The organism is Nocardia sp. NPDC004573 (genome assembly GCF_053602135.1).
Genome location: NZ_JBSGDA010000005.1, coordinates 24861 through 38482, shown reverse-complemented (window position 1 = coordinate 38482; position 13622 = coordinate 24861). Strand labels below are relative to the sequence as shown.

The window sequence follows — 13622 nt, the reverse complement described above, 5'->3', positions numbered from 1 at the left end:
GCGCGGCATCGCTTCGCCTATGGTTCGGGCACGGCACCGGCAATCGGTGCACGTGCACTCGGTCGCCGACCCGAGCCGAGGGCGGACCCCAGCTCGCCGAGCGTGCGGACGGTAGTCCAATCTTGCAACGTTTCCGCTGGTCAAGAGCGGATTGCGAACGGAGAACGCCTCGCCGATTCCGCGGACGATTCATTACTTGCCATGTCACGCTGCTGCGGTCCGCAGTTCCTCGGCAACTGGCAGGAAGGATCGATGACGCGTATGTCGCAAGGAGTTTCGATCGTCGGGACCACCTCGGAACAGCTCGCCCGCATCGCCCTGGAAGGGGCTTGGGACCCCCAGGGGCAGGTTCGCCCCGAAGCAGTGCAGTTCGCGTCGAACTTGGTGACCGCGGTGCGGGAGCGCAGCGGCGAAGGGCTGGTGCCCGGCGACGTGGCGGACCTGGTGAACCGGGCACTGAACGTGGCCGTGCCGACGTTCCCGCGCATCGAAGTATCCGGCGGGATCAAGCTGTCGGCGCACATGCTGCGGCAGACCACCACCCGGCCGTGCCCGCTGGTGGTCTTCCCGGCGGGGTGGACACCGTTCGGGTGGCCGTTGTTCGAGTACGCCTACCTGACACTCGCGGCGAAGGGCTACCACGTGCTGGCCTACACGCCGCGGGGTATCGGGCTGTCCGCCCTTCCCGGCACGGACGTGCCGTGGTTCGGCACGTCGGAAGGCACTGTCGATGTCGCCGGTCCGAAGGACCGGACGGACGGCTCCACGGTGCTCACCTACGCGATAGAGGCCCTCGCGCCCAGCCGGATCGCCTTCATGGGCGAGTCCTACGGCTCGGGCATCAGCCAGCTCGTGGCCGCGGAGGACGAACGCGTCGATGTCGTCGTAGCCCTGAGCACCTGGGGCAACCTGGCGACCAGCATGTACGACAACGGCACCCGCCACCTGCGGGCCGTCGAGGCGCTGATCGGCTTGACCGGCGGCGCGCAGGAGGAGAAGTTCGACGAAGAGGCGCTGGAGATCCTGGCGAAGTTCGACGCGGGTGACGACATGGATCCGGTGGTCGACTGGGGCAACGAGCGCGCTCCGGAGCGCTACGCCGGTTCCCGCGAGATTCCGACCTTCTTCTCCAACACCTGGCACGAAGGACTTTTCCCGGTGAACCAGGTGCTGGAGACCTTCGAGAAGCTCCCGCGACCGAAACGGCTGAACATGTGGATCGGCGACCACGCGGCGCCGGAAGGCCCCGGCCTGATCGCTCCGCCCGCGCACGGCGCAGGACCGAACGTGCCCTTGCTCGAGGCCTACGCCTGGCTCGATCACTATCTCAAGGACGAAGACAACGGTGTCGACCAATGGCCCGAGATCAGCAACCAGGTCATGTTCACGTACGTGACCACTCCGGCATCGGGCGACGGCCAGAACGTCATCGTCGAACCGGCGCGGCGCGAGGAGAAGGCATCGTGGGCCGACGTCACCACCCACACCGAATCGCTGTTCCTGACCGATGTGCGCGAGGGCGGCGACGGTGGCCTGAGCCCCGACCTCGCGTCCGGCTGGCAGCGTAGCTTCGTCGTCGGCGCCGAGCCCGAGGTCGTGGCCATGGACAAACTCATGCGGACCGGCCAGGAAGAGTGGGCCGGGAATCCGAAGATCTACCGCACCGACGAGATCGACCGCGCGCATGCCCTGGTCTGGTCGACGGGACCGCTGCTGGCAGCGCGAGGCGGCATCGCCAGGCAGATCCGTGGCGTGCCCCGGCTGGAACTGACCGTCGACAGCTCCGACGAGTCCGCGACGGTCGTGGCCTACTTGCTCGACGTGGCCGAGGACGGCACGGCAAGAATCATTACGCACGAGCCCAAGACGATCGAGTCGGATCTACCCGCCACTGTGGCGTGGGAATTGCAAGGCGCCGCCTACGACGTGCCGGACGGTCACCGAGTGGTGCTGGTCGTCGACGGCATGGACCCGTTCTATTCCACCGTCAACCGGGTCGGGTCGACCATCACGATCAGTGCACCCGATGACGCGCCCTCCTGTCTGGAGTTGCCACTCGGCTGACCGTGGACGTGGCCCGGGGCCGGTACCGGCCCCGGGCACGCGCAACTGCGACACCGGAAGGCGCTCGGCTGCTTCAGTCGGGTGCGAATGTCACCACCAGTACGTCGCGATAGGCCGGGCGCGCGGCATCCACTGGACGCACTGGGGAGACACTGTGCAGAGTGCGGCGGTCGTCGCTCACCAAGAGAGTGCCCGGGCGGCTGAGCGTGGTGCTCAGCAGGCGCCTTCCGCTCGAGTCGTACACCGAACTCGCACCGCCCGCGGCGTTGTCCCGCCCGATCAGCAGCGAGGACACCAAGGTGACGCCGTCGCGGTGACGGCCTTCCGGTGTGGGCAGACCGGTCGCGCCTGCCGAGGCGACGACTCGGAAGGGATGGACCTTCGCGCTCCACCTGGCGGGTGTGTCCAGCGTTGTCGCCAACCGAGCGAGCAGCCGCAGCAGTGCATGGAGCGCGCAGTCGGCCACGAAGCCGTCGGTCAAGGGCTCGAAAGTGCGGTCCACACCGATGTAGAGGGGATTCGAGTTCTCCGGCTGCACGAACGGATCCTGCGGCATCAGCCGGATCCGCCCGGTCGGTCCGGTGAGCGAGAACTGCCCGTACCGACGCAGCCTGCGCGTGCCGCAACCGTCGGCGTAGACGTCCGTGCACAAGTGTTCCCAGTGCCCGCGGAAACGCTCCCAGTCCACCTGACCGAGACTGGACGTGGTGAGGGGAGCAGGTACGAGATGGACGCCATCGGTGGCCAAGGCGTCGCTCGCCACGCGCACCACCTGCTCGGCCTTCTGTGCCGCGTGTTCCGGTGATCGCCGCGCACCCGTTCGAGCCACGGCCGGGAAGCGCTTCATCGGCGCCATCGAGCGGTCAACGGGTGGCGGCCCGGGTGGGCGCGGAGATGATGCGGTTGGCCTTGGCTTTGACCGCGTCGGGCAGGACGTGGTCGGCCAGGCCGAACGCCTTGGTGAGCAGCGAGGCGGCGAAAATCTGCTGCCGGTCGCCGAGCAGGGCTTCGACGCCTTGGCGCGCGACGTCGGCGGGGTCGTCCTTGGGTAGGTGGCCGATGCGAGTACCGAGCATCCCGGCGCGGCGGAAGAAGTCGGTGTCGGTCGGGCCGGGCATCAGCGCGGTCACGGTGACGTCGGTGTCGCGCAGTTCTTCGCGCAATGCTTTGGCGAACGACTGGATGAAGGATTTGGACGCGTTGTACACCGCTTGCCGGGCGCCCGGCATCGTGGCGGCGATGGATGAAGTGAACAGCAGTTTGCCGTCGTTGCGAGCGACCATGTCGCACACGACCAGTTTGGCCAAGTGCACCGTCGAGCGAACGTTCAGATCGATGACGGCGAGTTCGTCGCCGAGGTCGGTCTCGGCAAAGGCGCCTCCGCGGCCGACGCCCGCGTTGAGCGCGACGGCGTCCGGCTTGCGGTCGTTCTCGGTGGCCGCGCGGTAGAGCTGCTCGACACCGTCGGCGGTCCGCAAGTCGACCTGCACCGGCCGCACCTCGTGCTGCGGGTGGCGCAGCGAAGCGGCGGCGGTCTCGATGGCATCGTCCTCCGCGGCGATCACGACGTCGTAGCCGTGCTCGATGAACTGCCGGGCCAATTCGAAGCCGATACCACTGGAGGCTCCGGTGACAAGTGCGAGTGGTCTGTCGGTCATAGGCTGCGGCTACCCACTCCGGCCGCCCCCATACCCGCTGGTTCGACGCAGCGCGGCAGCGGCCGGGGGCCCGCTCGCCTCGGTGTGGGCGCGACCGGCTCGGTAGTCTGCAAGAGTGTCCGCCGCGCCCGCCGACGCCGACGCACCGATCGTTCCGGTGCGAGACGGAGTGTTCTTCACACTTCCCGCTGCCTTGCCGCGCGGCCGCCACAATCTGGGGCGAGAGCAAGTGATGGCGGCGCAACGGGAACGGCTGCTGGTGGCGGTGACCGAACTACTGGCAGCGCGCGGTTACGCCGGCTTCGGCCCCACCGACGTCGCGAAGCGGGCCGGAGTATCGCTTGCGGCTTTCTACGATGCGTTCGCCAACAAAGACGAGTGCGTCTTCGCGGGCTACGACCGCTTCATTCAGGTGCTGCTGACCCAGCTCACCGGCGCGGAGCTGGCAGGCCGGGACCGGCGGTCCATCGTCGCCGAGGCGCTCGGCCAGTACCTCGGCTCACTGCAGAACGACCTGGTGGTCGCTCGGGCTTACCAGGTGGAGATCGACGCATTGGGTCCGGCCGCGCGTCGGCGCAGACGGAAGTCGATCCGGCTGTTCGCGGAGTACATCCGAGGTCTGGTGCGAAGCGCGACGGGGAATCGGCAGCCGCTGCTGTCCGTCACCGCTTATATGGCCGTCGTCTACGCCGTCCGTCAACTCACCGCCGACGCGCTCGATGAGTCGGACGAGCCGGATCTGACCGTGCTGAGCGCCGACTTGGAGCCCTGGCTCACCGATCTGTTCCGCGAACACTGATCCCGGCGTGCGCGGTAGCTCGGCTTGACACGACAGCCGCTGTCCCGCAGCATTGGCGTAAAGCTCATTACTTCGATACCGCCCGCATCGGCGTGGCACGCCGCCGACCGTCCGATACCGCCGTCGTCGATCCTCGCGACGGATGCCTTCGTCGAGAATCTCGAATGGCCGTAACAATCGCACTCTTCACTCGTGACCTGCGCGTCCACGACAATCCGGCTCTGCTGGCCGCCGTCCGCGAGGGCGCGGCGGTGATTCCGCTCTACGTCGTCGACGATCGCATCGTCGGCAGCGCCCGACCGGCCGGGAACAAGCTCCGCTTCCTCTCCGCCGCGCTGGCCGAACTCGACGCCGAGCTCCGCTGCGCCGGAGGACAACTGGTGGTTCGGCACGGAGACTATGTCGACGCGGTGGATCGCGTTGCCGCCCAGGTGCACGCCGACAGCGTCCATATCGCCGAGGACGCCACCTGGTACAGCCGCTGCAGGCTCCGGGCGCTACGGGAACGGCTGGAGCGCCGCAGCTGTCTGCTGCACACCCATTCCGCCACTCTCACCGCCGTGGATCCCGCCGACTGCGTCCAGCACCGGCCGGACGACGAGATTCCGGACTTCGCGACCTACTTCCGCCGATGGCTGGCGGCGCCGAAGCGACGCCCACTGAGCAAGCCCACCGAACTGATCGTCCCCCGCATCGACAGTGATCCCGTGCCGAGGTTCGACGGACTCGGCGACGCGGTCATCTCACCGCAGCTGGCGGTGGGAGGGGAGATCACGGGTCGTGCACTGTGGCGGGGCTGCACCGCCGACCGGCGGCAATCACTTGGCCGGTCGACGGGTGACCTCACCCGCGAGGGATGCGCGCGCCTGTCGCCGTATTTGCATTTCGGTTGCCTGTCCGCCGCCGAAATGGCGTACCACACCGACATGGCGACGACGGAAGGACGCGCGTTCGTCCGCCAGCTCGCCCGGCGCGACTTCCATCTGCAGTTTCTCGTCGCCCGGGCCGACATCGCGCGGTCCGGTGATCGTCCGGACGAGCGGCAGACGCACGATCCCGTCGTCGTCGGCGCTTGGCGCGACGGCCGCACCGGATATCCGATCGTCGACGCGGGCATGCGGCAACTGGCGGCGCAAGGATGGATGCCGGAGCGCGCCCGCGTGATCGCCGCCGGTTTCCTCACCACGACGCTGCGTGTGGACTGGCGGATCGGCGCGGAGCATTTTCGCCGGTGGCTGCTCGACGACGCCGCGAGCGACCGCTTGACCTGGCAGCAAGCAGGGCGTTTCGATCCGGGAGCGGCTGGCAGCGCCGAACGTTACGACCCGGACGGGAACTACGTGCGGCGCTGGATTCCGGAACTGGCTTCGCTGCCGGGTTCGGAGATTCATCGCCCGTGGCGCCACCGCGTGCCGACCTCGGTCTATCCCGCCCCCATCACGGGCACCGTCTACGCCTGACCGGCCGGTCGGGCGGTTTCGCCCGCGCCCTGTCGGGTACCGCCGCGACGGACGTAGTTCGTCAGCCCGTCCCGAGAGTGCGAGGGAGATCAACTATGGCAACCACGATCGACTCGACCACCGACGCGATCGATTTCCTCATCCAGCAGCACGACCGGATCCGGCAGTTGTTCGTCGAGACCGCCGATACCTCCGATCCCGTGGAGCGCGAGAGCAAGTTCTTCGAGCTGCGCCGCCTGCTCGCGGTGCACGAGACAGCCGAAGAGGAGATCATTCATCCGCGCGCCCGGCGCGAGCTCGGCGACGGCGGCGCCATCGTCGACGCACGGCTGGAAGAGGAGAACAAGGCCAAAAAGCAGCTCGCCGAGCTGGAATCGCTGTCCATCAGCTCGATGGAATTCCAGGTCAAGCTGGCCAAACTGCGCGAAGCGGTGCTGGCGCACGCCGACCATGAGGAACGCGAGGAATTCAATCGGCTGCGCGCGGAACTCGACGACGAGACTCTGCAGCGGCTGCGCCGGACGGTCGAACTCGCCGAGACGATGGCGCCGACCCGGCCCCATCCCGGCGTGGAATCGGCCACCGCGAACGTTTTGGTCGGCCCGTTCGCCGCAATGATGGATCGCGCCAAGGACATGATCAGCAAGCCGAAGCATTGACCCGGACCGTGTCACGGACGCCGACGGCACGCGACCCCCGAGGAGCCGCGCGCCGCGCCGTCAGCGCCTGAAGTGCCGCGTCGGACCCGGCACAAGGCACTACCGAGGTCAGTCCGGAATGTGCGACTCGTGCGTGAACGGCTTGGTGCCGCGGACCGCGGGTTCGCCTTCCGGATTGGTCTCGGCCCCATGATTCACGCGGTCATCGGAGCGGAGCCATTCGGTGACCGGGTTGTCGATGTAGCGCCATTCCGTGCCGGACGGCCACGGTCCCTGCCCTTCGTTCCATGGGCCGCGGGCACTCGCGGTGCCGTTGGACATGTTGAACGCCACATTCTGGAACCGATCGTCGCCGGGCAGCGCACCGGGCGGGAAATTTACCGGCAATTCGTTCAGCGCCGCGGTGAACTGCTGGAAATGCGCGATTTCGCGCGTCATCAAGAACGACAGCGTGTCCTGCACACCGGGATCGTCGGTGAACTGCTTGAGGTATTCGTAGACGATTTTGGCGCGTGACTCCGCGGCGAGATTGCTGCGCAAGTCGACCGAGGGCTCCCCGTTCGCGTCGACGTACGCACCCGTCCACGGCACACCTGCGGAGTCCTTCACCACGGGGCCGCCGCCGCTCAGTGCGAAGTACATCGGATTCACCGCGACCTGATGGATCACCTCGTCACGTCCGCCGGGCGTCGCCACGACCGGCATCCAGTCGCACCGCTGGTTGGCCTGCTTCAAGTCGTCGTTGAGTCCGTCGAGGAGCATGGTGATCATGGCGCCGACGATCTCGAGGTGACTGAGTTCCTCGGTGGCGATGTCCATGAACAGGTCGTAGGTCTTCGGATGCTTACCACGCAGCATGAACGCCTGATTGAAATATTGCATGGCGGCCTTCAATTCGCCGTTGGCGCCGCCGAATTGCTCCTGCAGCAGGGTTGCGAAGCGCGGATCGGGACGGTCCACGCGAACTTCGAATTGGAGATCCTTGTTATGGGTGAACATCGCTCTCCTTACCAGTACGGTCGGCTGTTCGAGATGGCTTCCGGTGCCTAACCCAGCGCAGGACGAGCAAGAGAGGTGTTGCTGTTTCGCTGGCGACGATACGGGTTTCGGCAGCCGGTCTTTCGCAACGACACGAGGCGTGACGATCCGGCGAGCGCCGTCGCTCATCGGTACGCACGGTGCCCGTCGTGCGGGCGCTGGCTCTGGTGCGACGGACGTCCGGCTCCTGGGCTGCGAGCGGGCGCGAGTGGCGGACTGTGACCTGGCTGCCCAGTACGCATGGCGGCCACGAGTTCCGCGCAGATATCGTGCGCGCCGAAACGCGGCGCCCAGCCGAGTTCCCGGCGGGCTTTGGCCGAGTCGACTAAGCAAGCGCGGTCGGCGAGGGTCAGCCACGCCGGGTGCAGCGGCTGCAGCCCGGTGCGCCAGCCGGCCCACGCGGCGGCGTCGACCACGCGCCGGGGCGCGGGCAGGCGGAACCCCCCGAACATCGCCGCGAGCGCGTCAGCACCCAGGCCGGGTTCGGCGGCGAGATTGAACGCCCCCGCCGCACGGTGCTGCAGTATCCGGCGGATCGCCGCGGTCACGTCCGAGCTGTGCACCAGTTGCAGCCGGAAGTCGCGCCACAGTGGCACGGGGAACAGGCGCGTGCCGATCACTCGCCGCGGCAACCAGGGCGGCAGGATCCAGTCCGCCAGTTCCGCGGCGGCCTCGGCCTGCGCGATCCCGCACGGACGGACACGCGCGATACGGATCTCGGGATGCCGAGCCTCGAAGCGGTCCAGCTGCGTCTCCAGCGCCGCCTTGGACATGCTGTACGCGCTGCCGAGCACGCCGGACAGTGGCCATTCTTCCGAGACCCGCCGCCACCGGTGGGCCGGGGCGTAGGCGGCGCAGGAGGACGCGGCGACGAGCTGGGGCACCGCCGTCTCCGCCACGGCGCGCAGCACGTTTTCGGTGCCGATCAGGTTCGTTCTGCGCATCGGCGGATCACCCAGACGCGGATTGATCGCCCATGCGAGATGGACGAGCACGTCGGCGCCCGCACACGCGGCCCTCAGTATCTCGGCGGAGCCGGTGGCACCGATATCGCAGGGCACCCACCGGACGGCCACGTACGGTTCGCATGCGCGATCGGGTGCGCGCCGCGCGATGCCGACGATCTCGCAATCGTCGCCGCGCAAGGCGCGCAACAGCGCCGTTCCCACATTGCCGCTGGCCCCGGTGACGACGACTTTCATCGGCCGCGCCGCCCGGTACCGCCTCGCGAAGTCGCCGGCATGGGCCACCTCCTTACCATCGCCCGGGTACGCCGTCGGTGGTAACGGATGTCGCTGCGGCTCGCTGGGGGACATGGTGGTCTGCGACCTCGAGCCAAGCAGCGCTGTCGGCAGGCAGCGCACCGTCCGGCAACGGTTCGCTGGACACCAACACCCGCTCGTGCCGGGGCAGCGCGGTCGGCTCACCCGAGATATTCACGATGCACGCCAGGCCGGGCGCGCGATGGAGTGCCAAGACCCCCGGATCGCTGGGCAGCCAGGACCACGCGCCCTCGCCGAGCGCGGAGTGCTTGCGGCGCACACCGAGCGCTCGGTGATAGAGAGCGAGCATCGAGTCCGGCTCCCGCTTCTGCAGCTCCGCCGTCAGTGATACCCAGCGCTGTGGCTGCGGCAACCAGGTCGGGGTGTCGCCCGGGCTGAACCCGAACGGCGGACGGAATCCGCTCCACGGCAGCGGTACGCGGCACCCGTCCCGCCCGCGCGCCGTGCGGCCCGACCGCTCCCACGTCGGGTCCTGCAGCACCTCTACCGGAAGGTCCTCGAGCTCTTCCAGACCCAGTTCCTCGCCTTGATAGAGATAGGCGCTGCCCGGAAGCGCGAGCATCAGGAGCAACGCCGCTCTGGCGCGCCGCCGGCCCAGCGCCACGTCGACGGGGCCGTGCGATTCGTGCTGTGCACCGCCGCCGCGGGTGGACGCCCGTCCGTAGCGGGTCACATGCCTGGTGATGTCGTGGTTGGACAGCACCCAGGTGGGTGGCGCTCCGACCGCATCCAGTGCTCGGGTCGTGCAATCGACCACGGCACGCAGCGCGTCGGCGTGCCAGGAACAGCGCAGGAAGTCGAAGTTGAACGCGGTGTGCAGTTCGTCCGGACGCACGTAGCAGGCCAGGCGCTCGGGTTTGGCCACCCACGCTTCGGCGACGAAGACCCGATCCGGGCCGTAGGACTCCGCGATCGCGCGCCAGCTCCGATAGATGTCGTGCACCTCCGGCCGGTCCCAATGAGGATGGTCGGTCCGATCCGGCGGCTCCAGCATGTCCTCGTGATCGGTCTGGATATCCGGTAGATCGGCGTGCTTGATCAAGCCGTGCGCCACGTCGACGCGGAAGCCGTCCACCCCGCGATCCAGCCAGAAACGCAGGATCGACTCGAACTCGGCGCGGACGTCCCGATGCTGCCAGTCCAGATCGGGCTGGTGAGCGTCGAACAGGTGCAGATACCACTGGCCATCCGCCACGCGAGTCCACGCCGGGCCGCCGAAGACGCTTCGCCAATTGTTGGGCGGACCGCCGGACGATGTGCCATCCCGGAACAGATAGCGGGCTCGCTCCGGTGAACCCGCCCCGGCCGCCAGCGCTTCCTGAAACCACGGGTGCTGATCGGAGGTGTGATTGGGGACCAGGTCCACGATGATGCGCATCCCCTGCGCATGGACCTCGTCGATCAACTCCTGCGCGTCCGCGAGTGTGCCGAACCGGGGATCGATGTCGCAGTAGTCCGCGACGTCGTAGCCGCCATCCGCCATCGGCGAGGGATACCAGGGAGTTATCCATATGGCGTCGACGCCGAGATCCCGAAGATAGGGCAGCCGAGACCGGATACCCGCGATATCGCCGAGACCGTCGCCGTCGTCGTCGCCGAAGCTCCGGATGTAGATCTCGTAGATCACGGCGTCGCGCCACCAGGAAGCATCAGCGGCCATCGTCGCCCTCCTCTCGGCTCGTTCCAGGCCGGTTACCCGGAATCGGAGGTCGTAACGTCGGCGAGGTCGAGCGCGGAAGCAGGGCGTGGGCCTGCGGGCCACGGTGTGGTCCGTGCGGGGCCGGGTAGTCGCGGAACATGGGTACTACAGCTCCACTTCCGGAAGAACGAGCAGGCGCCCCGCGACGAGCCGTGGTGACCGGGGGCGACTCCGGGATAGGTGCGGCGATCGCCGTCGCCCTCGCCGCGGGCGGGACCGACGTCGGGCTCACATTCCGCAGCGATCAGCGCGGCGCGCAGGACACCGCCGCACAGGTCCGCGAGCAGGGGAGGACCGCGGCCGTGCGCCACTTGGATCTGACGGACCTGCCGTCCGCCGCGTCGGTCGTCGACGAACTCGCCGACGAACTCGGTGGCGTCGATGTGCTGGTGAACTGCGCCGGGACCGGGTCGGCGCAGAGGGTGATGGAGATGGACTTCGACACCTGGCGGCACGTGCTGTCGGTCGACCTCGACGGCGCGTTCCTGTGCGCCCAGCGCGCTGCCGAACACATGATCGCCGCGGGCAACGGGGGACGGATCATCAACATCACCAGCGTGCACGAGCACGCCCCGCGCGTCGGTGCCGCGCCCTACTGTGCGGCCAAGGCGGGGCTGGGCGCGCTGACGAAGGTGCTGGCGCTGGAACTCGCCGAACACGACATCACCGTCAATTCCGTGGCGCCGGGCGAGATCTCGACACCGATGACCGGTCAGGAAGACGTCGACCCACGTGAGCAGTCCCGCCCCGGCGTTCCGCTGGGACGAACCGGTCACGCCAAGGAGGTCGCCGCCGTGGTGGCGTTCCTCGCCACGCCGGAGGCCGGCTATGTCACCGGCGCGTCCTACGTCGTCGACGGTGGCATGCTCCTGATGGGACCGCAGGCGAGCAGCCTGTTGACCGACGAGAAATGGCGCACGCCTTGAGGTCGCGCAGCTACCTTTCCGCTACCGGGCTGAGGCAGCTGGCAGGCGGATCGACGAACACGCACAGGGCCGGGCCACGGGTGGGACGGTAGTTGTCCGGGACTCCGCCCCCGGCGATGACCTGCGTGTAGGTGCCGACGGCGTCGGTGGGGCGGCGGGTGAGCGTCGGGTCGGTGCGCACGTCCACGGTGTAGAGGCCGAAACGTGGTGTGTAGCTGCCCCATTCATAGTTGTCCGTGAGGCTCCAATAGTTGTAGCCCATGATGTTCATGCCGTCGGCCTTGGCGCGCTGGATCCAATAGACGGTGTCGCGCAGATGATCGCTGCGGGTGTAGCCGTCGGCCCGCGGACGGCCGTTCTCGGTGGGCATCCCGTTCTCGACGACGTACAGCGGCTTGCCCGGCAATCGGCGCGAATAGTATTGCAGCGCATAGTAGATGCCCTCGGTGCGCAACGGCAGATCCCAGATCTGAGGGCCGGGAAGATCGGGCATGGCCGAACCACTGGCTCGCACGATGGACTCGATCAGCGACCGGGCCGGGTCGTAGGCGAAGTAGTAGTCGACGCCGACGTAGTCGAGCCGATCGGCGATGCGGTCGATCAACGGCCCGTTGACCTGCGCCTCGGATCCGGCGACGTAGCCGACATTGCTGGTCACCTGCGCACCGGGCTGCCTCTGGTGGATGTAGTCGTAGGCGGCGTTGTGCACCTGAGCGACCCGCTCCAGCATCTCTGCGGCGTCCGCGGCGCCCCGGCGGACCTCGTGCATGATGTAGGCGACGGGTTCGTTCACGGTCACCCACAAGGGATTGCGCGAGGCGTAGCGATCGACGACGGCGCGCATATTGGCCAGCCAGTCGTCGACCATGCGTGGATTGCGCCAGCCCCCTCGGTCGACCGCCCAGCCGGGATACACCCAGTGGTCGAGGGTGATCATGGGGCGCATCCCGGCCTGCTCGACGCTCGCGATGACCGCGTCGTAGAAACGGAACGCGCCCTCGTCCCATACTCCCGGCGCGGGTTGCACTCGAGCCCATTCGATCCCGATCCGGAACACCCGCGCCCCGAGGTCCGCCGCGAGTTGGATGTCCGACGCGTATCGGCCATAGAAGTCCACCGAATCGCCCAGGCCGTCGTAACCGGGAGTCGCGCCGGCGTACCGCGTCCAATTGCTGTCCGGTGTATGGCCTTCGGACTGGAATCCGGAGGTCGAGACCCCCCACAGGAAGTCCCCGCCCAGCGCCGGTAGGCCTGCCACCGGCTGCACCGGCGGGGTGGCCGGGGATTGCGTGGTGAGCAGCAGCGTGGATGCCGCGCCGGCGAGCGCGGCCAGGACGTACCGACGGAACCGAGATCGCATTGGCCCAGACTAACCGCGGCGGTCCACCGATTGTCGGAATCCGCGTATCAGCGCGATTCGAAAAGCCTGCCCCCGGGCGCTATTGCATGGCGAAGCGCAACAGGGCCTGCATGTCACCCTGCTTGATCTTGCCTTGCCGGTTGAGCACTTCGAGTTGCCACTGGTCGCCGTTGCGGAACGCGCGCGCCACCGCATTGGCGTTGTCGGTGCCCAGCAGCGAGGGCCAGATATCCGCGACTTGCTGGCTGCTGCCGCCGGTGGCGTCGTAGATCTTGAAGGAGATGTTGTTCGCCTTCTCGAAGGAACTGCCCTTTTTGAAGGCGGCGGCGACGAAGATGATCGCGTCGATCGCGGTGGGGACGTCGGCGAAGGTGACGTGGATGGTCTCGTCGTCCCCGGAGGCGGCGCCGGTCTGCTCGTCGCCGGTGTGCGCCACCGAGCCGTTGCCCAACGGGTCGAGCGAATCGAGTCCCGCGAACCGCACCGGCTCGCTGCCCTGCATGAGGACGGCGATCAGATCGAGGTCCACCCCGCGTTTGCGGCGTGCCCAGCCGAGTGCGCCGCCGCTCGTGCCGGCGGACGGGTCCCAGCTGACTCCCACACTCAATTTCGCGATACCCGCGAGGTCTGCGGCGCCGTCTTCTTTCCTGAGCGTAATCACGACATCAGGATACTG

12 protein-coding genes are annotated in these 13622 nt (G+C 67.9%); 5 read left to right on the top strand and 7 right to left on the bottom strand.

Going from position 1 to position 13622, the window contains the following annotated elements; genetic code table 11:
- Window positions 1-261 precede the first annotated feature (261 nt).
- Window positions 262-2064, top strand: coding sequence for a CocE/NonD family hydrolase (locus ACWEKR_RS09895; protein ID WP_452354157.1), 1803 nt, complete (start codon window positions 262-264; stop codon window positions 2062-2064).
- Between the two features lie 73 nt (window positions 2065-2137).
- Here ACWEKR_RS09895 and ACWEKR_RS09890 read toward each other — a convergent pair whose 3' ends face one another.
- Together ACWEKR_RS09890 and ACWEKR_RS09885 are read right to left on the bottom strand one after the other, a co-directional pair.
- The gene (locus tag ACWEKR_RS09890; protein ID WP_452354156.1) at window positions 2138-2911 is read right to left on the bottom strand and encodes a 2OG-Fe dioxygenase family protein; all 774 of its coding nucleotides are present in this window, start codon (window positions 2909-2911) and stop codon (window positions 2138-2140) included.
- Window positions 2912-2927: 16 nt separating this feature from the next.
- Entirely contained in the window at window positions 2928-3722 is a 795-nt protein-coding gene (locus ACWEKR_RS09885) for an SDR family NAD(P)-dependent oxidoreductase (RefSeq protein WP_452354155.1), read from the bottom strand.
- A 115-nt stretch (window positions 3723-3837) separates the two neighbouring features.
- On the opposite strand from ACWEKR_RS09885, the gene ACWEKR_RS09880 reads away from it, so the two are divergent.
- The 3 genes from ACWEKR_RS09880 to ACWEKR_RS09870 all read left to right on the top strand — a co-directional run bounded on the left by ACWEKR_RS09880 (window position 3838) and on the right by ACWEKR_RS09870 (window position 6640).
- On the top strand, window positions 3838-4521 hold the full coding sequence (locus ACWEKR_RS09880; RefSeq protein ID WP_452354154.1) for a TetR/AcrR family transcriptional regulator: 684 nt from the start codon (window positions 3838-3840) through the stop codon (window positions 4519-4521).
- A 164-nt stretch (window positions 4522-4685) separates the two neighbouring features.
- The gene (locus tag ACWEKR_RS09875; RefSeq protein WP_452354153.1) at window positions 4686-5981 is read left to right on the top strand and encodes an FAD-binding domain-containing protein; all 1296 of its coding nucleotides are present in this window, start codon (window positions 4686-4688) and stop codon (window positions 5979-5981) included.
- A gap of 95 nt (window positions 5982-6076) precedes the next feature.
- Complete coding sequence (locus ACWEKR_RS09870; RefSeq protein ID WP_452354152.1) at window positions 6077-6640, top strand: hemerythrin domain-containing protein; 564 nt, start codon at window positions 6077-6079, stop codon at window positions 6638-6640.
- A gap of 108 nt (window positions 6641-6748) precedes the next feature.
- Here ACWEKR_RS09870 and ACWEKR_RS09865 read toward each other — a convergent pair whose 3' ends face one another.
- The 3 genes from ACWEKR_RS09865 to ACWEKR_RS09855 all read right to left on the bottom strand — a co-directional run bounded on the left by ACWEKR_RS09865 (window position 6749) and on the right by ACWEKR_RS09855 (window position 10621).
- Window positions 6749-7639, bottom strand: coding sequence for a manganese catalase family protein (locus tag ACWEKR_RS09865; RefSeq protein ID WP_195085224.1), 891 nt, complete (start codon window positions 7637-7639; stop codon window positions 6749-6751).
- A 164-nt stretch (window positions 7640-7803) separates the two neighbouring features.
- Window positions 7804-8880 (bottom strand): NAD-dependent epimerase/dehydratase family protein, encoded by a 1077-nt coding sequence (locus tag ACWEKR_RS09860; RefSeq protein WP_452354151.1) that lies wholly within the window; start codon window positions 8878-8880, stop codon window positions 7804-7806.
- Between the two features lie 52 nt (window positions 8881-8932).
- Window positions 8933-10621 (bottom strand): glycoside hydrolase family 13 protein, encoded by a 1689-nt coding sequence (locus ACWEKR_RS09855; protein WP_452354150.1) that lies wholly within the window; start codon window positions 10619-10621, stop codon window positions 8933-8935.
- A 137-nt stretch (window positions 10622-10758) separates the two neighbouring features.
- Between ACWEKR_RS09855 and ACWEKR_RS09850 the strand changes: the two genes are divergently transcribed.
- Entirely contained in the window at window positions 10759-11586 is an 828-nt protein-coding gene (locus tag ACWEKR_RS09850) for an SDR family oxidoreductase (protein WP_452354149.1), read from the top strand.
- A 10-nt stretch (window positions 11587-11596) separates the two neighbouring features.
- On the opposite strand, the gene ACWEKR_RS09845 is transcribed toward ACWEKR_RS09850, so the two are convergent.
- Together ACWEKR_RS09845 and ACWEKR_RS09840 are read right to left on the bottom strand one after the other, a co-directional pair.
- Window positions 11597-12946 (bottom strand): family 1 glycosylhydrolase, encoded by a 1350-nt coding sequence (locus ACWEKR_RS09845; RefSeq protein WP_452354148.1) that lies wholly within the window; start codon window positions 12944-12946, stop codon window positions 11597-11599.
- A gap of 79 nt (window positions 12947-13025) precedes the next feature.
- A complete protein-coding gene (locus ACWEKR_RS09840) occupies window positions 13026-13607 on the bottom strand; it encodes a TerD family protein (protein WP_195085219.1) in 582 nt (193 codons plus the stop codon).
- Between the last annotated feature and the right edge of the window lie 15 nt (window positions 13608-13622).

Bases quoted from the DNA above. Each gene is read 5' to 3' on its own strand.
- ACWEKR_RS09870 (WP_452354152.1), top strand. From the start codon at position 6,077: ATGGCAACCACGATCGACTCGACCACCGACGCGATCGATTTCCTCATC.
- ACWEKR_RS09855 (WP_452354150.1), bottom strand. From the start codon at position 10,621: ATGGCCGCTGATGCTTCCTGGTGGCGCGACGCCGTGATCTACGAGATC.
- ACWEKR_RS09850 (WP_452354149.1), top strand. From the start codon at position 10,759: ATGGGTACTACAGCTCCACTTCCGGAAGAACGAGCAGGCGCCCCGCGA.
- ACWEKR_RS09865 (WP_195085224.1), bottom strand. From the start codon at position 7,639: ATGTTCACCCATAACAAGGATCTCCAATTCGAAGTTCGCGTGGACCGT.
- ACWEKR_RS09875 (WP_452354153.1), top strand. From the start codon at position 4,686: ATGGCCGTAACAATCGCACTCTTCACTCGTGACCTGCGCGTCCACGAC.
- ACWEKR_RS09890 (WP_452354156.1), bottom strand. From the start codon at position 2,911: ATGAAGCGCTTCCCGGCCGTGGCTCGAACGGGTGCGCGGCGATCACCG.
- ACWEKR_RS09885 (WP_452354155.1), bottom strand. From the start codon at position 3,722: ATGACCGACAGACCACTCGCACTTGTCACCGGAGCCTCCAGTGGTATC.
- ACWEKR_RS09845 (WP_452354148.1), bottom strand. From the start codon at position 12,946: ATGCGATCTCGGTTCCGTCGGTACGTCCTGGCCGCGCTCGCCGGCGCG.
- ACWEKR_RS09860 (WP_452354151.1), bottom strand. From the start codon at position 8,880: ATGAAAGTCGTCGTCACCGGGGCCAGCGGCAATGTGGGAACGGCGCTG.
- ACWEKR_RS09895 (WP_452354157.1), top strand. From the start codon at position 262: ATGTCGCAAGGAGTTTCGATCGTCGGGACCACCTCGGAACAGCTCGCC.